This is a genomic window from Aequorivita nionensis, from assembly GCF_046352995.1.
GTDB classification, from domain to species: Bacteria; Bacteroidota; Bacteroidia; order Flavobacteriales; family Flavobacteriaceae; genus Aequorivita; species Aequorivita nionensis.
Genome location: NZ_CP130281.1, coordinates 198,570 through 220,493 on the forward strand (window position 1 = coordinate 198,570; position 21,924 = coordinate 220,493).

General features: G+C 37.4%; 18 protein-coding genes. 7 read left to right on the forward strand and 11 right to left on the reverse strand.

Translation table 11 applies throughout. The annotated features are described in order from the left end of the window. The first annotated feature begins 96 nt into the window (after positions 1–96). Positions 97–1,542, forward strand: a complete 1,446-nt coding sequence (locus tag Q2U82_RS00960; RefSeq protein ID WP_410005904.1) for a sodium:solute symporter — start codon at positions 97–99, stop codon at positions 1,540–1,542. On the opposite strand, the gene Q2U82_RS00965 is transcribed toward Q2U82_RS00960, so the two are convergent. The 4 genes from Q2U82_RS00965 to Q2U82_RS00980 form a co-directional block, all read right to left on the reverse strand. Then, positions 1,513–1,872 carry a CoA-binding protein gene (locus Q2U82_RS00965; RefSeq protein WP_410005905.1) on the reverse strand — a complete coding sequence of 120 codons (360 nt, stop codon included), beginning with the start codon at positions 1,870–1,872 and terminating at the stop codon, positions 1,513–1,515. The genes Q2U82_RS00960 and Q2U82_RS00965 overlap by 30 nt on opposite strands. 416 nt (positions 1,873–2,288) lie before the next feature. Then, entirely contained in the window at positions 2,289–3,296 is a 1,008-nt protein-coding gene (locus Q2U82_RS00970) for a 3-oxoacyl-ACP synthase III family protein (RefSeq protein ID WP_410005906.1), read from the reverse strand. Between the two features lie 278 nt (positions 3,297–3,574). Continuing rightward, complete coding sequence (locus tag Q2U82_RS00975; protein WP_410005907.1) at positions 3,575–4,882, reverse strand: ABC1 kinase family protein; 1,308 nt, start codon at positions 4,880–4,882, stop codon at positions 3,575–3,577. After that, positions 4,882–5,571 (reverse strand): TetR/AcrR family transcriptional regulator, encoded by a 690-nt coding sequence (locus Q2U82_RS00980; protein WP_410005908.1) that lies wholly within the window; start codon positions 5,569–5,571, stop codon positions 4,882–4,884. The genes Q2U82_RS00975 and Q2U82_RS00980 overlap by 1 nt, the downstream gene beginning before the upstream one ends. Positions 5,572–5,803: 232 nt before the next feature. Between Q2U82_RS00980 and htpG the strand changes: the two genes are divergently transcribed. From htpG to Q2U82_RS00995, 3 genes are all read left to right on the forward strand, one after another. Beyond that, positions 5,804–7,696, forward strand: a complete 1,893-nt coding sequence (htpG, locus tag Q2U82_RS00985) for a molecular chaperone HtpG (protein ID WP_410005909.1) — start codon at positions 5,804–5,806, stop codon at positions 7,694–7,696. A gap of 190 nt (positions 7,697–7,886) precedes the next feature. Then, positions 7,887–12,035 carry a proprotein convertase P-domain-containing protein gene (locus tag Q2U82_RS00990; protein ID WP_410005910.1) on the forward strand — a complete coding sequence of 1,383 codons (4,149 nt, stop codon included), beginning with the start codon at positions 7,887–7,889 and terminating at the stop codon, positions 12,033–12,035. A gap of 130 nt (positions 12,036–12,165) precedes the next feature. After that, the gene (locus Q2U82_RS00995; RefSeq protein ID WP_410005911.1) at positions 12,166–12,516 is read left to right on the forward strand and encodes a MauE/DoxX family redox-associated membrane protein; all 351 of its coding nucleotides are present in this window, start codon (positions 12,166–12,168) and stop codon (positions 12,514–12,516) included. Between the two features lie 23 nt (positions 12,517–12,539). On the opposite strand, the gene Q2U82_RS01000 is transcribed toward Q2U82_RS00995, so the two are convergent. Further along, on the reverse strand, positions 12,540–13,316 hold the full coding sequence (locus Q2U82_RS01000; RefSeq protein WP_410005912.1) for a S1/P1 nuclease: 777 nt from the start codon (positions 13,314–13,316) through the stop codon (positions 12,540–12,542). A 213-nt stretch (positions 13,317–13,529) separates the two neighbouring features. On the opposite strand from Q2U82_RS01000, the gene Q2U82_RS01005 reads away from it, so the two are divergent. From Q2U82_RS01005 to Q2U82_RS01015, 3 genes are all read left to right on the forward strand, one after another. Then, complete coding sequence (locus Q2U82_RS01005; protein WP_410005913.1) at positions 13,530–14,459, forward strand: alpha/beta hydrolase family protein; 930 nt, start codon at positions 13,530–13,532, stop codon at positions 14,457–14,459. A 44-nt stretch (positions 14,460–14,503) separates the two neighbouring features. Beyond that, the gene (locus tag Q2U82_RS01010) at positions 14,504–15,841 is read left to right on the forward strand and encodes a DUF819 domain-containing protein (protein WP_410005914.1); all 1,338 of its coding nucleotides are present in this window, start codon (positions 14,504–14,506) and stop codon (positions 15,839–15,841) included. A gap of 71 nt (positions 15,842–15,912) precedes the next feature. After that, entirely contained in the window at positions 15,913–16,626 is a 714-nt protein-coding gene (locus Q2U82_RS01015; protein ID WP_410005915.1) for a DUF4369 domain-containing protein, read from the forward strand. Here Q2U82_RS01015 and Q2U82_RS01020 read toward each other — a convergent pair. The 6 genes from Q2U82_RS01020 to Q2U82_RS01045 form a co-directional block, all read right to left on the reverse strand. After that, positions 16,621–16,887, reverse strand: a complete 267-nt coding sequence (locus Q2U82_RS01020) for a hypothetical protein (protein WP_410005916.1) — start codon at positions 16,885–16,887, stop codon at positions 16,621–16,623. The genes Q2U82_RS01015 and Q2U82_RS01020 overlap by 6 nt on opposite strands. A gap of 70 nt (positions 16,888–16,957) precedes the next feature. Next, positions 16,958–17,935 (reverse strand): type I phosphomannose isomerase catalytic subunit, encoded by a 978-nt coding sequence (locus Q2U82_RS01025; RefSeq protein ID WP_410005917.1) that lies wholly within the window; start codon positions 17,933–17,935, stop codon positions 16,958–16,960. Continuing rightward, positions 17,935–18,345 carry a 6-pyruvoyl trahydropterin synthase family protein gene (locus Q2U82_RS01030; RefSeq protein WP_410005918.1) on the reverse strand — a complete coding sequence of 137 codons (411 nt, stop codon included), beginning with the start codon at positions 18,343–18,345 and terminating at the stop codon, positions 17,935–17,937. Before Q2U82_RS01030 ends, Q2U82_RS01025 begins: the two co-directional genes overlap by 1 nt. Next, the gene (gene idi / locus Q2U82_RS01035) at positions 18,342–18,860 is read right to left on the reverse strand and encodes an isopentenyl-diphosphate Delta-isomerase (protein ID WP_410005919.1); all 519 of its coding nucleotides are present in this window, start codon (positions 18,858–18,860) and stop codon (positions 18,342–18,344) included. The genes Q2U82_RS01030 and idi overlap by 4 nt, the downstream gene beginning before the upstream one ends. Positions 18,861–18,967: 107 nt before the next feature. Beyond that, on the reverse strand, positions 18,968–20,908 hold the full coding sequence (locus Q2U82_RS01040; protein ID WP_410005920.1) for an OmpA family protein: 1,941 nt from the start codon (positions 20,906–20,908) through the stop codon (positions 18,968–18,970). A gap of 15 nt (positions 20,909–20,923) precedes the next feature. Beyond that, positions 20,924–21,871 (reverse strand): type IX secretion system membrane protein PorP/SprF, encoded by a 948-nt coding sequence (locus tag Q2U82_RS01045; RefSeq protein WP_410005921.1) that lies wholly within the window; start codon positions 21,869–21,871, stop codon positions 20,924–20,926. Positions 21,872–21,924: the final 53 nt, after the last annotated feature.

Below are 21,924 nucleotides of genomic sequence, written 5' to 3' on the forward strand. Positions count from 1 at the left end.
AAGAATTTCAAATGTATTAAAAATAAAAATGGTGGGAAAACCAAACTTTGTATTTTTACCAAAAAGTATCCTTAAACTTACATAGTCTTAAATCTTATGCAACCCTTACATATACTGCTTTTAATTGTTGGTTACTTTTTGGTTTTAATTTTGGTTTCCTTTTTAACCAATAGAGGTGGAAGCAATGCCGATTTCTTTAAAGCTGGAAAGCAGTCACCTTGGTACTTGGTAGCCTTCGGAATGATTGGAGCCTCACTGAGTGGCGTAACATTTATCTCTGTTCCGGGCTGGGTGGAAGCTTCAAAATTTAGTTATTTTCAAGTGGTTCTTGGTTATATTGTTGGTTATGCAGTTATTGGAACTGTATTACTTCCACTCTATTACAGGTTGAATTTGACTTCAATTTACACCTATTTAGAGGGTAGGTTTGGAAAAGCTTCCTATAAAACAGGCGCTTCTTTCTTTCTTCTTTCAAGAGTTGTGGGCGCCAGCTTTCGGCTGTATTTAGTAGCAGTTGTTTTGCAAAGTTTAATTTTTGACGATTTGAATATTCCTTTTTGGGTAACTGTAACCATTACAATATTATTGATTTGGCTTTATACTTTTAAAAGCGGAATAAAAACAATCGTCTGGACAGATACTTTACAAACTCTCTTTATGCTTGTTGCGGTAGGGGTTTCAGTATATTATGTTTCCACAGACTTGGGGCTTTCGGGCGGCAAACTCTTTACATTTATTGCTGATAGCGACATGAGTCAGATTTTCTTTTTTGATGATTGGAAATCGAGTGATTATTTTGTGAAACAATTTATCAGTGGCGCATTCATTGCTATTGTAATGACGGGACTGGATCAAGATATGATGCAAAAAAACCTCACTTGCCGAAATTTGAAAGACGCACAGAAAAATATGTTTTGGTTTACCATTGTACTAACGATTGTAAACTTCGTGTTTTTGGTTCTGGGATTATTGTTGACAGTGTACGCATCTCAAAACGGAATAGACGCCCACAAAGACCAACTTTACCCAACACTTGCAATGATGAATGAATTTGGAATAGGTGTTGCCGTTTTATTTATATTAGGCTTGATTGCCGCTGCCTACAGTAGCGCAGATAGTGCATTGACCGCATTGACAACATCTTTCAGTATCGATATACTGGAAATTGAAAAAAAATATAACGAAGCAAAACAAGTGCGCGTTCGCAAATTAATTCACATCTTGGTTTCGCTCGTTTTGATTGCCGTTATCATCATTTTTAAATATGTAATTGCTGATGATTCTGTGATTGCGAAGCTTTTTGTTTTTGCAGGGTATACTTATGGACCGCTGCTTGGTTTATATGCTTACGGACTTTTCACAAAATGGAATGTGAAAGATAAATTTGTGCCGATGGTTGCTATTTTGACTCCTTTTTTGGGATATGGAATAAGCTATCTTTCCAACGAATATTTAAACTTTGAATTCGGGTTTTTCATTTTGATATTGAACGGAGCGCTTACCTTTTTGGGCTTAATATTGATTCGTGCCCAAAAGAACTAACGTACAGGCCACCTCATATTCAATATTATTTTCCTGAAGCATTTTATAAAACTCAGGATTTTCGGTACCTGGATTGAATATTACACGCTTAGGCTTCAATGAAATTATGTAATCATAATACTCCTCTTGCCGTTTCGGATTTAAATATAACGTTACGGTGTCTATATTTTCAAAATCCTTTTGTTCGGTAGCAATATCAACCCCAGCAACCGTTCCTTTTTTTAAGCCAACAGCTTCAACAATATGTCCATGACTCACCAATCTATTGATTGCAAGGTTTGAATAACGGCTAGGGTTTAGGCTGGCGCCAAGTACTAATGTCTTTTTCATTTTAAAATATTTTTTATGAAAATACAATACTACTTCTCAAGATTTCATAAATGTTCGTTAAAATGAAAAGAGTATTGAAACATTCTGAAAGTTTAAGCGTCTATATAGTAGTTAGAATTTATTCTTTACTGTAACAATTTTTACGTTGATGGTTAGTGTTAATAATTGCAGTAAAGATCCAAACCCGATGCACTTGCTTCGGGTTTGTTTTTTTTTATTCTTCAATGTTATTGTTCTGTTAAATAATGGATTTATCTGAAACTATTAAGGATTCTTATTCGTCTATATAATAAATACCTAAAATTTAATTCTATAATTTATTTGAATTAGCCTTTAAAAAAATTATACCTTTTTTGGGTAAAGTAAAAGCCTTTCAAGAAAATGAAAGGCTTTTTATATTTTTATAACGAAGAAATTTACCATCTAATAATAGCGCTTCCCCAAGTGAAACCACTTCCGAAAGCTGCTAAAACAACCAAATCACCTTCCTTAATTTTTCCTTCTTCCCAAGCTTCAGTTAAAGCAATGGGAATAGAAGCCGCAGTTGTATTTCCGTATTTTTGGATATTATTAAAAACCTGATCATCAGTCAATTTTAATTTGTGCTGAATAAACTGCGAAATGCGAAGATTAGCTTGATGTGGAATTAACATATTTATATCTTTCACTTCAAGCTTATTGGCCTTTAAGCCTTCTTGAATTACCTCAGCAAAACGAACAATTGCGTGCTTAAAAACAAACTGACCGTTCATATATGGATAATACGGAATATCTTCTTGGTTGTTTTCGGCAATAATCTCGGGCACCCAGTGTGCGGTACTCGGGCCTTTTAATGAAAGTTCGTTTTTATGCTGGCCCTCACTGTGAAGATGTGTGGAAAGAATTCCGCCTTTTCCAGTTTCATTTCTTGAAACCACTGCCGCGCCAGCGCCATCACCAAAAATTACGGAAACATTTCTGCCACGTGTGGTAAAATCGAGACCGCCGCTATGGTTTTCGCTACCAATTACTAAAACGTTTTTGTACATTCCTGTTTTTACAAATTGGTCAGCAACAGAAAGCGCATAAACAAAACCCGTACACTGGTTCCGAACGTCCAAGGCTGGAATGGTTCGCATCCCCATCATTTCCTGAACTTCTACCCCACCGCCCGGAAAATACATATCTGGACTCAGCGTGGCAAAAACAATCATATCTATATCGTTAGGCTCAAGATTGGCGCGTTCCAATGCAATGGTAGATGCCTTTACAGCCATCACCGAGGTAGAATTGCCATCGCCTTTTTTTATATGTCTTCGTTCCTTAATACCTGTTCTTTCTTGAATCCAAGCATCGTTGGTATCCATCAATTTTGAGAGATCATCATTTGTAACCACATTTTCGGGTACATAATAACCCAAACCAGTAATTTTTGAAGTGTACATCTATGTATGTTTTAAATCATGTGGAAAGATAAGTATCTGCTGTATTTCAGGGAAACAAATTGCACTTTATATAGTATGCACGCATAGCAAAAACCAAAAATCTATCCTGTAAAACAAAAAAGGGCGCAAAAGATGCGCCCTTCTTAAACAACCTAACCAATTAAATAATAGAATATTTTACTTTTTCATAGCAATTTTATATTCGATTATTCAATTGTAAAGATACTATACTTTGTTTAGTGAAATTGTTAATGCTTTAAACAAAGTTTTGTTAAAGTTTAAACGAAATTTTTATAATTATTAATTGAAACTTTGGCTCCCAAATCATTCATCAAATTATAAAGACCGAAAAAAGTTCTGTTGATGTACAGAAAATGTTTGGAACCGCGATTGCCGTTCATCTTCCGAAGCTCTGTATCTTTTGAATATTTATTACTGAGCTCTGCAATTTTTCCAAAGAATTCAGCATCCGAAAAATCAAAGGTTTCATTGTGGAAAGGCTTTGTGAACAAACTCAACATTTCAAAAAACAACTCAGAAAAGAATTTTGTTTCTTCGGGAGAATCTTCTTCCTTTAAAATTTCCAAAGCGTACATTTTTTCCAAAAACACTTCGGGATTGTTGATGTTTTCCGGTTTTGCCAATTCAAAATAAGGAATATAAAATTCCTCGGGAACAGTTTTTACGCAACCAAAATCTATCGCAATCAGGTTTGCATCTTTATCCACCAGAAAATTTCCGGGATGCGGATCGGCGTGCACCCTTTTCAATTGGTGCATTTGGAACATATAAAAATCCCAAAGCGTCTGTCCTACTTTGTTCGCTTTTTCTTTATCGGTATTTGTAAATGTGAATTCCGAAAGATGCTCGCCCGTCATCCAATCCATAGTTATGATTCGTTCGCCGGAAAGTTCTTCGTAATATTTGGGAAACAGTAGATTCGGAATGTTTTTACATGCTTCAGTTATTTCCTTGCTTTGTTCCACTTCCAGCAAATAATCGGTTTCTTCCAGCAATTTATCTTCCACTTCCTTAAAGTATTTTTGGCTGTCCTTTCCTTTTATGTTGAACATTTTCATCGCAACCGGCTTTACCATTGCCAGATCACTGCTAATGCTTTTGGCAACGCCAGGATATTGGATTTTTACCGCCAAATTTTTTCCGTCCTTCGTGGCCTTGTGTACTTGCCCAATACTGGCGGCTGCAACAGATTCTGCATTAAAAGTGTCAAAGAGGCTTTCGGGCGTATCGCCAAAATATTTTTGGAAGGTCTTACGAACCAAGGGTGCGGAAAGTGGTGGAACTTGAAATTGTGCCAAGGAAAATTTTTCAACATACGCTTTCGGCATTATGTTTTTTTCCATGCTCAGCATCTGGGCAACTTTTAGCGCGCTTCCTTTTAAATTTTTTAGACCGTCATAAATATCTTCGGCATTGCTTTCGTTCAATTCATCTTTTGTGGTTTCAGAATTGACCAGCTTTTTTCCGTAATACTTCAAATAATTTCCGCCAACTTTTACGCCAGTTGTCATTAATTTTGAAGCACGCTGAATTTTGTTTGTGGGAATTTTATTTATCGTTTTCATTAAGCCATATTTTCCTTCCATAAAAATTTTCCAAAATCGAGGATGCTTTCAAGTGGCTGGGTATTAAAAACATCGAAGATGACCCGAACGGATTTTTCAATTGCGATATCCGTATTTTCAAAACCCGCTGAATTGTCGTCCATCCAATATTTTAGAAGAAAAAGGGTTTGCAACCAAGCTCCTTCGGAAAAAATAGTTACGGATTGCTTCAATACTTTTAGCTTTTTCTCTTCGTTGTTTTCCCTAATAAGTTCCGCAGCAAAGTGTTTTACATTTTTTCTAAGTCCTTTCAGTTGGCTCAAACTTTTCATCATATTCCGATGTTCCTGCAAGGTGAAGAGAATATAGCTGCGGTTGAGGGTAAGCATTTCAAAAAAAGTGTAGAAAAAAGTGAGCATTTTTTCCTGATTGGAATATTCGGAATAATTCTCGTCTTTATTAGCCAAAGTAATTGTCTGCTCATAAAACGAATTCCAAATTGCCATTTGCAGCCCTTCAAAGGAGCCAAAATAATTGTAAAATTCAGGCTCTTTGAAATTGTTCTCTTTACAAAATTTGAAAACGCTGAGCGGCGCTTTTTCCTTCAAAAGCACCCATTCCATATAAGCCGAAATTATTTTATCCTTGCTCATTTTACTTTTGGGAAGGGATTTTTTGGAGGCTGGGGAATTTATATTTACAGTATCCATTATATTGTAAGTGTTTAGAAATGAATTAAAAAATCTACCATTATTAAAACACAAAGATAACCACTGTTCAATGTTTTATTTAATTGTTTAAACAGAATATTCTGTTAAAGTTTCGACTCGTTTTTTTAAAATTATATAGTGACATCGTGTCAGAATTTTGGGGCTTGGTACTTTATTTGACTAATAGGAAAATAGATTTTAAAGAAAAAATAACAATAAATAATAAAACGAAATGAGCAAAGGAACTATCAATGTATCAGTGGACAACATTTTCCCGCTGATAAAAAAGTTTTTATACAGCGACCACGAGATTTTTCTTCGTGAATTAATTTCAAACGCAACGGATGCCACATTAAAAATGAAACATTTGGCCAACATTGGCGAAGCTGAAGGCGTGGAATACGGCAACCCAATGATTGAAGTGAAGCTCGATAAAAAGAAAAAGGAACTTCGCATTATTGACCAAGGAATTGGGATGACCAAAGACGAAGTTGAAAAATACATCAACGAAATCGCTTTTTCCGGCGCCGAGGAATTCATTGAAAAATACAAAGACAAAAACGGAAAAGATGCAGGAATTATCGGTCATTTCGGCCTTGGTTTCTATTCTGCATTTATGGTTGCCGAAAAAGTGGAAATTATCACCAAAAGCTACAAAGACGAGCCCGCTGTGCATTGGACTTGTGATGGTTCGCCGGAATTCACTTTGGAAAAAGCAGATAAAAAAGAACGTGGAACGGAAATCATTCTTCACATTGCGGAAGGTTCCACAGAGTTTTTGGAAGAAAGCCGTATCCGTGAGTTGTTGGTGAAGTATAACAAGTTTATGCCTATTCCAATCAAATTTGGAACGCGCACCGAAACACTTCCAAAACCCGAAGGTGCAAAAGAAGAAGACAAAGCACCAACACAGGAAGTTGATAACATTATCAACAATCCAAACCCAGCTTGGACTAAGCAGCCTACTGAATTGGAAGATAAGGACTACAATTCATTTTATCGCGAATTGTACCCAATGCAGTTTGAGGAGCCGCTTTTCCACATTCACTTAAATGTTGATTATCCTTTTAATCTTACCGGAATTCTTTATTTCCCGAAGATGACAAATGATATGAGCATTCAAAAGGATAAAATCCAGCTCTATCAAAACCAGGTTTTCGTAACCGATAACGTGGAAGGGATCGTGCCCGAATTCTTGACGATGCTCCGCGGAGTAATTGACAGTCCGGATATTCCGTTGAACGTATCGCGAAGCTATTTGCAAGCTGACGGCGCAGTGAAAAAGATTTCAAGCTACATTACCCGAAAAGTTGCAGATAAGTTGAAAAGTCTTTTCAATAGTGACCGCGAAGGTTTTGAAAAGAAATGGAATGATATTAAAATCGTTATTGAATACGGGATGTTGACGGAAGATAAGTTCTTCGAAAAAGCGCAGGATTTTGCACTTTATCCAACAGTTGACAACACTTTTTATACTTTTTCAGAATTAAAGGAAAAGATAAAAGATATTCAAACAGATAAAGATGGAAATACCGTGATTCTTTACGCTTCAAATAAAGAAGAACAACACAGCTACATTGAAGCGGCAAAAGAGAAAGGCTATGAAGTATTGCTTTTGGATTCTCCAATAGTAACGCATCTACTTCAAAAAGTGGAAGGTAGTGAAGAAAAAATCTCTTTTGTACGTGTGGACAGCGATCACGTTGAAAACCTCATCAAAAAAGACGATGCCCAGATTTCAAAACTTTCAGATGAAGAAAAAGAAACGCTGAAAACCTTTTTGGACGGCGTTATTCCGAAGGAAAAATTTAGCGTACAGTTAGAAGCTTTGGACAGTAATGCAAATCCATTCATTATCACCGAACCCGAGTTTATGCGAAGAATGAAAGACATGCAGAAAACTGGCGGCGGTGGTATGTTCGGGATGGGAGGCTTCCCTGAAATGTACAATCTGATTGTAAATACCAATCACGAATTAGTGAGCGAAATTTTGAATACGAAAACTGAAAAGAAAAAAGAGAGATTGGTAAACCAAGCGCTCGATTTGGCAAGATTAAGCAAAAACTTGTTAAAAGGAGAAGAGCTTACAGCGTTCATAAAACGAAGTTATGAGATGATTAAGTAATTTTTTTTATTTCTTAGGCTCCATTAAAAGCCACTCCCAAATTACGGAGTGGCTTTTTTTATGGTCTTTCTGACACATTTCACAATAAAATAAATTATATCAATTTCTTTAACATAAAATTTTAAAATAATAACGTAAATGCGAATATTTTAACATATATTTAATGCTCTAACTTTAAATATGATTAATTATGAAAAAAATTACATTATTAATGCTTTTTATTATTGGTATTGGTTATTCCCAGACCAGTAATTTAGTGGCAACAGGCGCACATCCCGATGTGCACCTCAACGGAAATGGGGCACTGCAAAACTTTATGTTAGCTCCCTGTAGTTTTTCACAACCAATGGTAGGTGCGCCAAATGGTTATAGTATTACTTCGACAGATCCTGGCCGAAGTGTTGCAGATGATTTTATGGTTTCAGCTGGTGAAATATTTGAACCAGAATCCTTTTCTTTTATAGTGGCTTTGTTTGACCCTAACGTTATAAACAGCACAACCATTGTTTTCTACTCAGACAATGGTGGTTTGCCAGGCACAGTGATAGCCACGCTGCCTTCGCAAGCGCCTGTTTCCCAAGCTATTGTTGGGACAGCTTTTAGCAGAAACTTAAGGGAAGTTATATTTGATCTTTCCAGTAGTGGAGTTTCCTTAGATGGAGGTGCAGCTGGAACAAAATATTGGGTAGCTCTAGAAAACGCTATTCCAAATGTAACCGATAATCCTTTTTGGCTTGCAAAAGATTTAGTTACAGGAAGCGAAGCTGCCTACAAAGCTAGTACTAATGGATATGTTTGGCAACCAGGAGCATTAACTTTTGGAGTGCCCAGAGATATGGTGTTTTTGCTTTCTGGAGATTGCAGTCCAGCTTCTGGAGGACCTGTTGCTGAATGCGGGACTGGCAACCCACAACCAATTCCGGCATCAGGAAGTGGAGGGGCTGGTTGCGCTTCCCCAACTCTTTCACCAGCAACCGTCGCCGCAACTGGTACTATTGGGACGGGTTCTGGAGATTATATCTTGGATTCTATTGAGATCGATTTACAACATACTTGGGCAAGCGATCTTGACATTTATTTGGTTTCCCCCGGTGGAGCCGTTACTGTAGAACTTTCTACGGATAATGGAGGTAGTAGTGGGCTAGATACCAGGTCAATTTTGGTTTTTGATGATGGTTCCGCGAATGCCATCACTGGCTGGACAGGCGGCACCCCCGCTGGAGATTATCTCGCAGAAGGCGGCTTATTAAACACCTTACTTGCAGGTCAATCTATTAATGGAGATTGGACTCTTCGTATCTGTGACGATAGTGGAGGTGATACCGGTACATTATACAACTATTGTATTAACTTCAGTGAAATAACTGTTGTAGGTAATCCACCAACAATCGTGTGTCCTGCAGATATCGTTATAAACAATACCGCTGGTACTTGTGGTGGCGTAGCTAACTTTGCTGGCGTTGCCTTTGATGTTGAAGATGGTAACATTTCTGGAGATATTATTGCCACTCCTGCAAGCGGAAGTACTTTCCCAGTGGGGGACACTGTGGTAGAACTTTCCGTTACCGATAGTGATGGCAATACCGTAACCTGTAATTTTATGGTTACCGTAGTTGACAACGAAGCTCCTGTAGCAGTTTGCCAAGATATAACAGTGGATCTTGATCCTGTAACTGGAATGGCAACAATTACCGCTGCTGATGTAGACAACGGTTCTACAGACAACTGTGGCATTGCTTCTATGACTCTTGATATTTCATCTTTCGATTGCTCTATGACCGGTGTAAACACAGTAACCCTTACAGTTACTGACAATGCTGGAAATTCAAGCACTTGTACCTCTACCGTTACCGTTCAGGACGTTACCGCTCCAGTGATAACCTGTATAGGTGCACCTGGAACAGTAACCGATACAGCTTCTGACAGCCCTGCACTTGCAATACCTGACAGCAATCCAGCTGGCGTGTCAACAACCATAACCGTGGCGGATGATTTTGACATTACCGATCTTAATGTTAATCTTGATATTACCCATACCTGGGTTGGTGATCTTATTGTTACTCTAGAATCTCCTGCCGGAACTACAGCTGTCCTTATTGACAGAATGGGAACCACCTCTGGTGGTGTAGGTTGTTCTAGCAATGACCTGATGATCACTTTGGATGATGAGGCCGCAACTCCTATTGAAGACGAGTGCCAGCCAGGCCCTCCTGCCGCATCTGGTTCTTTTACCCCTAACAACCCGTTATCTGCATTTGATGGCGAGAGCAGTATGGGAGATTGGACTCTTACCGTTTCCGACAATGCAGGCGGTGATACTGGAACTTTAAATACTTGGGGACTTGAATATTCCTATGATGTTTCCGCAACTCCGCTGGATGTTTTCCTTGATGCAAACGGAATGGTAAGCGTAGATCCGAATGATCTTATTCAGAGCGTTGATGAAGCTTGTGGATATACAATTAGCGCCGGTGGCGTTGGCGGAGGTTCCTCGGAAACTCTTCCTACCACTTTTGCTGGTGGCAACGGAAACTTTGGTAATATGTTTGACGTAAATGCGGTTACTGATGTTACAATTGATTCTTTTGACATCAATGCAGACACAGGTGCTACATTTGACGTAGAAGTATATGCCAAAACAGGAACTTGGGTAGGTTTTGAAGCAGACCCTTCTGCTTGGACTTTAATAGGTACTGCAGTAGCTGTAGTTTCAAATGGGGATGGTGTAGCAACACCACTTAACCTGACACTTAATTATGTAATGGCTGCAGGTGAAACACATGCTTTCTATGTAACTCCAACTGATTTTTCCACTGGTGGTCTTAACTATACCAATGGAACCGGAACAGGAAACGTTTGGGCTTCAGATGCAAACATTGAATTTCTAGAAGGTGGAGCGAGAGGATATCCTTTCTCTGGAAGCACATTCCAGCCACGCGTATTTAATGGAAACATACATTATACTACTGGAGGTGGTTCTGGCCTAGACTTTACTTGTGCAGACCTTGGTGAAAACCAAATTGAAGTTACCGTGACAGATGACAGCGGAAACGTTTCTACCTGCATTGCTACAATAAATGTGATAGACTTGATTGCTCCAGTAATCACTTGCGGCCCTGAGCCAACAGTTACGGAAACAGTTAGTGATAGTCCAAATCTTGCAATACCAGATAACGACCCAACTGGAGTTACTTCAATTTTGACCATTACAGATGATGTTTCAATTGACGATCTGAATGTGAATCTTGATATTACCCACACTTGGGTAGGTGATATAAATGTTACTATCACCTCACCAGCAGGAACTTCTGTTATGATTGTAGATCGTATAGGAGGAACTGGCGGTGGTGTTGGTTGTAGCGGTGATGACATCCTTGCAACGCTTGATGACGCAGCAGCTCTTCCAATTGAAAGCCAGTGTGGCTCAGGCGTACCATCTATTGATGGAACCTTTAGTCCAAATAACCCACTTGCCGCTTTCAACGGCGAAAGCACCTTGGGTGATTGGATCATCACAATCTCAGATAATGCAGGCGGTGATACAGGAACGCTTAATAGCTGGGGCATTACTTATACTTACGCAAACACCAATACAGATATTGTTATAGAATTGGGCCAAGACGGTACAGCTACCATCGACCCTTATGACATTATAAGTGACGTTATTGAAGCTTGTGGTATTGCTACCGCCGCAGTAGATATCACTGAAGTGAGTTGTGCAGATATAGGAACAGTTTTGGTTGTTACTGCTTTTGTTAGTGACACAAGTGGAAACATTGCTTCTTGCTCAGCCAATGTTATAGTTGTAGATCTTTTAGGTCCAGAACTTACTTGCCCAGCAGATCAAACTGTTGATCCGGGAGCTGGTAACCTATTCTACATCCTGCCAGATTATTTCGCTACCGGCGAGGCAATTGCAGATGACAACTGTACAGATCCTGTAACCATCCTATCTCAAGATCCTGCTCCAGGCACTCCATTGTCTGATGGCACATACACCATCACAATGACAGCTACTGACGAGTATGGAAATGTTTCAACTTGTACGTTTGAACTAACTGTTCTAACTACTATTGGAGTAGATGAAAACTCATTGGACAAAGGTTTGGCGTTATACCCTAACCCAGCGGATAATGTGGTTAACCTTGTGAACAAGACCAACATTTCTCTTGAGAAAATGATGATCTATGACATAAACGGAAAACTTGTAAGCCAGACAGACCTTCGCACTATGCAAGGTGTGAAAGCAGTAGATGTTTCATCACTTGCCTCTGGAGTTTATATGGTACAGATTATTGGTGACAGTGCAAGCACTGTGAAACGCTTGATAAAAGAGTAATTTTTTCATAAATAAATTAATTTAAAAAAGAAAGCCTTCCTACTAAAAATAGGAGGGCTTTCACTTTTTAATAAATTGAATCTTTGCAAGACTTTCAAAAAGATTACTTTTAAAAACTAAAACAAAGAATATGTTACCTTGGCACCAATATTTAATAGGAGTTCTTTTCGTGCTGGCCGGAATGAACCATTTTCGAAAACCAAAATTATACGAGCGTATTATGCCTCCATACATTCCCGCCAATAGCGCAATGGTCATGTTAAGCGGTTTTGTAGAAATGATTTTGGGTTTTATGATAATGAATAAAAACACTCAAAGTGAAGCAGCTTGGGGCATTATAATTATGCTTGTAGCTTTTTTACCTGTCCATATTTATATGCTACAGAATGAGCATGCAGCAATGAAACTACCAAAATGGGTACTCATACTCAGGCTTCCGTTACAGTTTGGGTTGATGTATTGGGCGTATCTTTATACTTAATTGAAGAAAATTGAGTATGTAAATTATTTGAAAATTTCATTTAAAACTTTCGCTAACCGAATGCCTCCTTTTTGAAGTTGGGAACGTAGTGTATTCATATATTTATACATATAGTTATAGCTTAACTTTTCCCCTATTTCTGTATTCGCGTAAATATCTTCGCAAAGCACACGGCTTTCATACATCCAGTCTATAACGTTTCCTTTTTTTATGGCTTCCACTTGTTCTTTTGAAAGCACATCGGTATTTGTAGCTACTTCAGTATAGGACATTTCATAAAAATCCAGCATTTTATAATCCCACACGCTATGAAGGTTTGTACCATCATTAAACCAGCGTACCTGAAAGTCATTACCTCCTTTATCATCAGCCAGACCGATATGTAAGGGCTGGTGTAGGTCGCCCATAAAATGGACCAGCATTTTTAAATGGAAAACTTTGTCTTCCCTTGAACTATTAGCGTTTTTTAAAACTGTGATGCATTTTTCTATTCCTTGGATTATATCGCCTTTTTCACTCTTGGGATGTGTTTCGTATTTTTCGCCAAACGGAAAATTCACATAATGCCAAGGGCTGTAATGGTCATAAGCACGATCACTCTTTATATCATCTCCATAATTTGCAACAAAGGCAAGAGAATGGCCATCCAATAAATTTAAGATTTGCTTTTCTGCTTTTTTACTCAAATATTTTCCAGCTATTTCACCGACCGCCCTGTGGCCTGTCTTTCCCCAGTCTTCACTTGCAAAAAGACCAGTTGAAAAAAGAGAAACTAATAACACTGCTACAAACTTTTTCATCTTCACAAAAATTTTATTTTGGATAAACCCATTTCAGGGTTGACAAAGATAGCATCCTGAATTTCAAAAAAGAACCAAAATTTTTCAAATTAATAAAGAAATCACGTTTTTATATTTATTGTAGTACATTTATAAAAGGTTGAAACCATAACAATATTCTCACACTTTCTTTGTTAAATCATGCACTGCAACCTTTAGTTTTAAAACAAATAGATGAAAAACACCTTTTTGATTCTTCTTTTTTTCTTCGGAATTATAGCCACCGCCCAAAACCAAAAATATATTTCCGAAGATTTAAGCATCACTCCACTTATTGATGGAACGTTACAAACGCCTGAAGTAAACGGAAAGTTGCCATTGGCGATAATCATTGGCGGAAGTGGTCCTACAGACAGAAACGGCAACCAGCAAATGGTAGTCAACAACTCTTTAAAATTTTTGGCCGAAGGGCTTTACGACAATGAAATTGCCACTTTCAGGTACGACAAAAGGATTGTAAAGCAAATGAAACAAAGAACGATAAATGAAAAAAACATACGTTTTGGTGATTTTATTGATGATGCTGTTGCAGTACTTGAATATTTTAAAAAAGACAAAAGGTTTTCAAAAATCTACATAATTGGCCATAGCCAAGGTTCACTTGTTGGCATGGTGGCTGCACAAGGTGGTGCGGACGGCTTTGTTTCTATAGCAGGCGCAGGACAGGAAATTGACGATGTAATTGTGGATCAGCTCGCCAAACAAGCACCAGGGCTTGTGGATAACGCACGGACTTCCTTTGATGATCTTCGCGCCAACGGTGTAGCCTACAATTATAGCCCTGGGCTGGCATCTATTTTCAGAAAGGATATTCAGCCGTTTATTTACAGTTGGATGCAGTATGACCCAAAAGTGGAAATAGCCAAACTTAACATTCCTATTTTGATAATTAATGGTGATAAAGATACTCAAGTACAAGTTTCAGAAGCTGAATTGTTGAAAAATGCAAAGCCAGATGCTGAATACTTAATCATTCCAAAAATGAATCATATTTTTAAAGAAATTGAAGGAAACGATTTGGAAAACAGCAAGTCCTACAATATATATAACCTTCCCGTAATGCCTGAATTGATTAATACTGTCAGTGATTTCATTAAAAAATAATTCAAATTAAAAAATAATTGTATTTTGCATCAAAACCATCAAAAATGCAAGATACAACCGCCGAAATGTTAAAGGACTCCACTCCCCTTTTTACTAATGACACTATTGTTTTTGGGATTTTAATGATAGCGTTAGGCTTCATTTTTTATACATCTTCACGCGAAGAAGGTTTTTGGAAAAAATTCTATGGTATTGTGCCAGCGCTATTTATGGCTTATTTTCTTCCAGCATTACTGACTACCTCAGGCGTCATTTCACCAGAATGGACTTCCATTTCTGAAACTGGAGAAGTCTCAAAGGGAAGCACAAGTTTATATTATATGTCCAGTAGGTATTTATTGCCGGCTGCATTAGTACTGATGACGCTGAGTATTGACTTAAAAGGTGTTTTCAATTTAGGGCCAAAAGCTTTAATTATGTTTTTAGCGGGAACAGCTGGAATTATTATTGGTGGTCCATTGGCTGTTTTGATAGTTGGAACTATTCACCCCGAAGCCGTTGGTGGGGTCGGGACAGATGCTGTTTGGCGCGGTCTTTCAACACTTGCGGGAAGTTGGATTGGCGGGGGCGCCAACCAAACTGCAATGTTAGAAATTTATGGCTATAATCAAAAACTCTATGGAGGGATGGTTTTTGTTGATATTGTAGTTGCCAATATTTGGATGGCGATAATTCTTTTCGGAATTGGGAAATCAGCAAAAATCGACAAATGGTTGAAAGCAGATACTTCAGCCATTGAAAGCTTAAAAGAGAAGGTTTCTGATTACACCAGAAAAGTAGATAGAAATCCAACTCTAACAGACTTGATGATTCTTGCAGCTATTGCCTTTGGAACGGTGAGTTTTGCACATTTTGGCGCAGATTTTTTAAGCGGTTTTTTCACATCGGTGGTTGATGGAATTCCAAAAGGCATAACACGCAATATCTTCACATTCCTTGACTCCAGCTTCTTTTGGATGATAACAATTACAACCATTATAGGCGTTTTGCTTTCTTTTACTAAATTGAAAAGTTATGAAGGTGCCGGTGCCAGTAAATTTGGGAGTGTTTTCATTTATATATTAGTAGCGAGTATCGGGATGAAAATGGATCTGACTTTAATTTTTGACAATAAATGGCTTATTGTTATTGGTCTTGTTTGGATGGCAATTCACGCCGGGTTGATGATTTTGATCGCAAAATTGATTCGGGCGCCCTATTTCTTTCTGGCCGTTGGAAGTCAAGCAAATGTTGGCGGAGCGGCTTCGGCGCCTATCGTTGCTTCAGCCTTCCACCCTTCTTTAGCTACAGTTGGTGTTCTTTTGGCTGTGTTTGGCTATGCAATTGGAACGGTTGGCGCAATTTTATGTACGGTGCTTATGCAATTAGCTTCAACTGCATAAATTTTCAAAAAAAATAGCCATATTTGCACCTTCTAAAACCGAAGCTATTTTGGCTTTTAAAAAAGATAATAATGCGCTATTTTCTTGCTACTGCAATTCTTTTTTTAACAATCATTGGTTGTTCAACCGATACGGAAATGATGAACCTCACAGGTAACGTGAAGGGTCTGAAAAAAGGAACAATTCTGTTACAAAAATTTGAGGATACGGTTTTGGTTACTGTAGATTCTATTGTGGTTGACGGAAATTCAAATTTTTCCTTTTCTGAAAAAATTGAGAGTCCGGAAATCTATTATCTCTATGTTCGTTTGAAAGATGGAACATTGCGAGATGATCGCATTACTTTTTTTGCTGAAAATGCTGATCTGAATATTAAAACCAATCTGAAAAATTTTGGTAGTGCAGCTGAAGTTACAGGTTCTGAAAACGACAAAGCACTTAAAGCATATCTTAAACTGAAGAATCGATATGTAATCAAAAACTTGAGCTTAATTGAAGAAAGATTGAAAATGGGTAATGATGTTGCAGATTCTTCATTAATTAAAATTGAGCAGAAGCAGCGCGCTTTACTTTCCAATAAATACTTAGCAACTATTAATTTTGCAATCAACCACAAAGATCGTGAGGTAGCGCCATATTTAATGTTGAGTGAGGTTTATGATTCCAATATTAAGTATTTGGATACTGTTTACAACTCACTAACGCCAAAAATAAAAGACTCCAAATACGGTAAGGAATTGGAGTCTTTCATACTGAATCGTAAAAAAACGGACACTGTTTTATAGCGCGTTAATTTTATCTATAAGTTTTCTGCCGCGTTCTTCAAGTTCAGCCTTAACAGTGTTAAAGTGCTTTTTCTTATTGTCAACATCTTTTTGGTTCACTTTTGTAATTAGGTCATCAAAAGTAACGATGGCTTCATCTATAATTCCTTCGGCTTTTTTGTTGTCTTTATCTGCGTTGGTAAGTTCCCAGATGTAAACAGCCTCAATAATATCGCCCAATACATAGTTAATGTCTTTTTTTAAATCTCTTACGTTTGCCATTTTATTCTTTATTTTTTATTGCTATTATTTATTCTTGGTAATTTTTTAAATCGGGCAAAGGTACGAACATTTACGGAATGTACACTTCCAAAAAGCTTGCTGAATTTGTAATAAATTTTATTTCAGGCAATTGGGCTGGAATCAAGATAGTTTCGCCCTTTTTAATTTTTTCTGAAAAACCATCAGCTTCAATAATGGCAGTGCCTTCCAAACACATATAGACTGTGAATGAAGGAATTTCCTCTAAATCGCGAACGTAGTTTTGGGAAAGGACAACTTTATTTACTTTAAAAAAATCGGTTGTTCCAATAGATACAGGTATATTTTTCTCTTCCTTATAACTCATCTTTGCTTTGGAAGGACTGAAATCAATAGCTTCCAAAGCCAAATCGTTATGAAGTTGTCTCATTTGCCCATTGGTGTCTGGCCTATCCCAATCGTATATTCTATAGGTAATATCTGAAGTTTGTTGAATTTCAGCCAGTAAAATACCCGCTCCAATAGCGTGCACAGTTCCTGGGTTTAAAACAAAAGCATCGCCCTTATTTACTGGTTCAGAATTTAAGATTTCTGTAATTCTATTTTCAGAAAGCGATTTCAAATACTTTTGTTGATCCATCTCTTCATTGAACCCAAGGATAAGTCTTCCGCCTTTTTCTACATCTAAGATGTACCACATTTCGGTTTTGCCAAAAGAGTTGTGTCTTTTTTTTGCAAGAACGTCATCTGGATGAACTTGTACGGAAAGATCTTCACAGGCATCAATGAATTTAAAAAGCAAGGGGAAAGTGTTTCCAAAATTTTGATATACTTTTTCTCCTACTAATTTTCCTTTATAATTTTCAATTAATCTAGTGAGGGTTTTGCCCTTCAATGATCCGTTTTTTACTTCGGAAATATCTCCAGTAACTCCAGAAATTTCCCAGCTTTCACCGATATTTCCTTTAGCTATTTTTTTAAATAATTTGTTCAGCTTAGTGCCTCCCCATACTTTTTGTTTTAAGATGGGTTCAAACTTTAGTGGATATAAAGGTGAAATGGTAATCATCACTGGCCGCTGTAAAAAACAAAGTTACGAGGGGTTTCGTAAAGTTTTATTGAAATGTCAAACTTAGAATCTATTCTAGCTCTTATTTTATTCCAGCTTACCACCGCAATATTTTCGACAGTAGGGTTTAGGTTTTTAAATTCGGGAACCTCTATGTTTAAGTTTTTATGGTCAAAGGCGTCTTCAATTTCTTCTTCTATAATTTGTCTTAGAATTTTCAAATCCATCAGAAAGCCTGTTTCGGGATCAATTTCGCCAGTAATTCCCACTTCCAATTCGTAATTGTGACCATGATAATTGGGATTGCTGCATTTGCCAAAAACTTCAAGATTTTTGGCATCGTCCCATTCTTTTTTAAAAAGTCGATGTGCGGCGTTAAAATGTGCTTTTCTATAAACGGTAAGACTCATACAAGTAGGTGTTGATAAAATTTATCAAAAATAATTTTGAACCAGGCCGTATAAATTTCGGGGTTGTCTTGAATGTCTTTTCTTACTTCTTCCAGGTCCATCCATTTCCACGCAGCAACTTCTTCTGGATTAATATTGGGGGTTCCTTCAAAATTTCCAAGGAGAATATGATCAAGTTCATGTTCAGTCAAACCATTGTCAAAAGGTGCTTTATAGATGAATGAGGTGGTTTCCTTTAAATCAGTAACGAAACCCATTTCTTCAAAAAGCCTTCTTTTTCCGGCTTCTAAAGAAGATTCACCATCACGTTGGTGACTGCAGCAGGTGTTGGTCCAAAGCCCAGGGGAATGGTATTTATGCAACGCCCGTTGTTGTAACATCAATTCATTTTTGTCATTAAATATAAAGATCGAAAACGCCCTGTGAAGCACTCCTTTTTCATGGGCTTCTTGTTTTGGCATCAGCCCTAATTGCTCGTCTTTTTCATTTACGAGGATAACTTTTTCTTCAATCATTTATTAATGCCTTTTGGCTCAAAAGTACAAAAAGGGAAAGTCTTTTAAAAGCAAAAAACGCTCAATAGAAAGTATTGAACGCTTTCGCATAACTTAATTTGGTTAATTTAATTTTTTATGATAAACATAGACCTCCTGTTAAGCTGATGTTCTTCGGCAGTACAAGGAACTCCGTTTGAACATTGGTTAACAAGTTGCGTTTCTCCATATCCTTTGGCAGTTAGCCTGCTTGCATCAATACCTTTACCAACCAACCATTGAAGTGTAGATTGTGCACGGCGCTCAGAAAGAGCTTCATTATAGCTATCATTTCCACGAGAATCTGTATGTGATTCAATATGGATAATCAATTCTTTATATTCTCTCATTGCAGCAAGAATCTTAGCTAGTTCAATTTCAGCATCCGGACGGATGTTCGATTTGTCAAAATCAAAATAAATTGGCTGAAGGTTTAATTTGCAACCCAAATCATTTGGTGGGCACGGTCCAATTCTTTTCAGCGGAAGCGGCACATCTACAGTTCCAGAAAGCAATGGCGTTTCAATCATTTTCTCATAAGGATTGTACCCTTCTTTTACCCCTCTAACAGTGTATTGTGTACCACAATCACCAACAAAACTATATGTTCCATCGTTTTTTGCTGTAGTTTGACTGACCAATTGATTGTTCTCATCCAATAAACTTACTTGTGCATCTGGCAAAGGCTCTTTTGTTTCTTCATCAAACACTTTTCCTTGAATGGCTATTGAACAAATTTCCTTTACTAAATAAATATCGTCATCCTTACTGCCTTTATCTCCTCCTCTATTTGAGGAAACATATCCAATACGATCTTCTTCATTAATCACAAAACCGAAATCGTCTTGCGCACTGTTTGAAGGAGCACCTAAGTTTGTAATTTTCCCGGGCTTTCCATCATCGTCTAATGGAGTTACAAAAACATCATAACCACCCAAACCTGAACGTCCATCACTAGAAAAGTATAGGTTGTTTTTTTCACTTATAAAAGGAAAAGATTCTCTAGCTTCAGTATTTATTTCTGGACCTAAATTTACGGGAGTTCCGTAACTATCATTGCCAAGAATATCTACATACCATAAATCAGACATCCCTAATGTACCTGGCATGTCAGAAGAAAAATATAGTTTTTTTCCGTCTAAACTCAATGCTGGATGTGCTATTGAATATCCTTTATCATTAAAAGGAAGCTCTACTACATTAGTCCAATTATAATTTCCTGTTTTTGTTGCTTTGTATAATGCTAATCTTAAAGTCTTGAATTTCTTTGATTTATCAAGTCCTTTTTTACCATCTAAATAGGTATTTCTCGTGAAGTAAACCGTATTTCCATCTTTTGAAAAAGTAGCGGTAGACTCGTTGTATTCAGTATTTATATCTCCTCCTAACTTCATTGGGTTACTCAGTTCACCATTAGCCGCCCTATCAGCAATAAAAAGATCCAAATAAGGTTCTTGGGTCCATTCATTTATTTTAGCACCAGTAGTATTTCCTGCTGAAGTATATACCACTTTATCTTTCATATAAAAAGCTGCACCAAAATCTGAATTTGAAGAGTTCACCGCTACTTTATCAAGTACAAAATCTCTTGTTTTGAAAACGGTACTTTTCAAATAATCAGGGTCATCTTCATATTTTTTAATTACCAAGCCTTTTCCACCCTTTGCCACATAGCTTTTTAAAAGAGCATCAGATTCATCATATTTACCTAAGCTTTTCAAAGATTGTGCAGCTCTGTAATAATATTCTGGTTCTGTTTGGTCAGGAAATTGTTTTACAAGTTTGTCATACCATTTTGCAGCACTTGTATAATCGCTGTTAAAATAATAAGTGTCTCCCAACTTCTTAAAAATCTCTGCAGACTCATACCCATCTTCAACTACCTTTAAATAGATTTCGCGGGCGTCTATATAAGCATACTTGTCAAATTCTTTGTTCGCTTTATTAATATCCTTCTGTTGAGAAAAGGTACTGCCTGCAGTAAGAACTACTAAGGCAAAAAGTAATATATTGCGTACTAATGTATTCATAGTCTTTATTTTTTTTTAGAAGAATCTAGGAGTTAGCACTCGTTCTGGTCTGTTGAACAATTCAAAGCGAAACATAATTTCATAAGAACCATCACTGTATGCTTCAATATCTGTTGTTTGATAATCATAAGCGAAACCAATAAATATTTGGTCACTAGCTTGAAAACCTACTAAACCACTCATTGCAGCACTCCATCTGTATGCAGCTCCTAAAGTAAATTTATCATAGATCAAGAAATTGGCAGAAACATCGGCCTGTAACGGGGAACCGCTCACCATTTTGAAAAGGGTTGCTGGTTTAAACTTTAAGTTATCGCTAAGATCAAACACATAACCTGCAATCAAGAAATAGTGCATACGCTCTGCGGCTGTTGTTTCTACTGAAGTATTTCCAATACTACTTTTGTCAAAATGTTTGGTAGTCAAAAAGTTTGGAACGGAAAGTCCTGCATAAAACTTTTCAGTATTATAGTAAATACCAGCTCCAATTTGTGGTTGAAGTTTATTGTCTATGTTGTTTTCATCAAAGTAAGGGTCGCTATAAAGATCTCTTGGAAGATTTAGTCTTGAATAATCAAGATCCAAAATATCCAAACCAGCTTTAAGACCAAAAGACAACTTCGCCGTTTCGGAAGTGTTGATGCTATAGGAGTAGTCTATATTAAAGTTAGTTTCTATTGAGGGTCCAATTCTGTCATTTACTACAGATAGACCTAGGCCCATATTTTCCGCTACAGGTGAATTTACCGTGAATGTTCCCGTATTGGGCGCTCCTTTACCAAAATTGACCCATTGGGTTCGGTATAGTAAGCCGAAACTTAGGGCTTCACGATTTCCTGCATATGCAGGGTTTACCACCTGTGTATTGTACATATATTGTGTGTACTGTGGATCCTGCTGCGCTTTACTTGAAAACGTGCCAAGTAAAATCAAAATTAGTAGTGTTAGATAACTGTGTTTCATAGTTATGTATTTTAATCCTGGGAGGGAATTTCCTCCCAGGAATTTTTTTGATT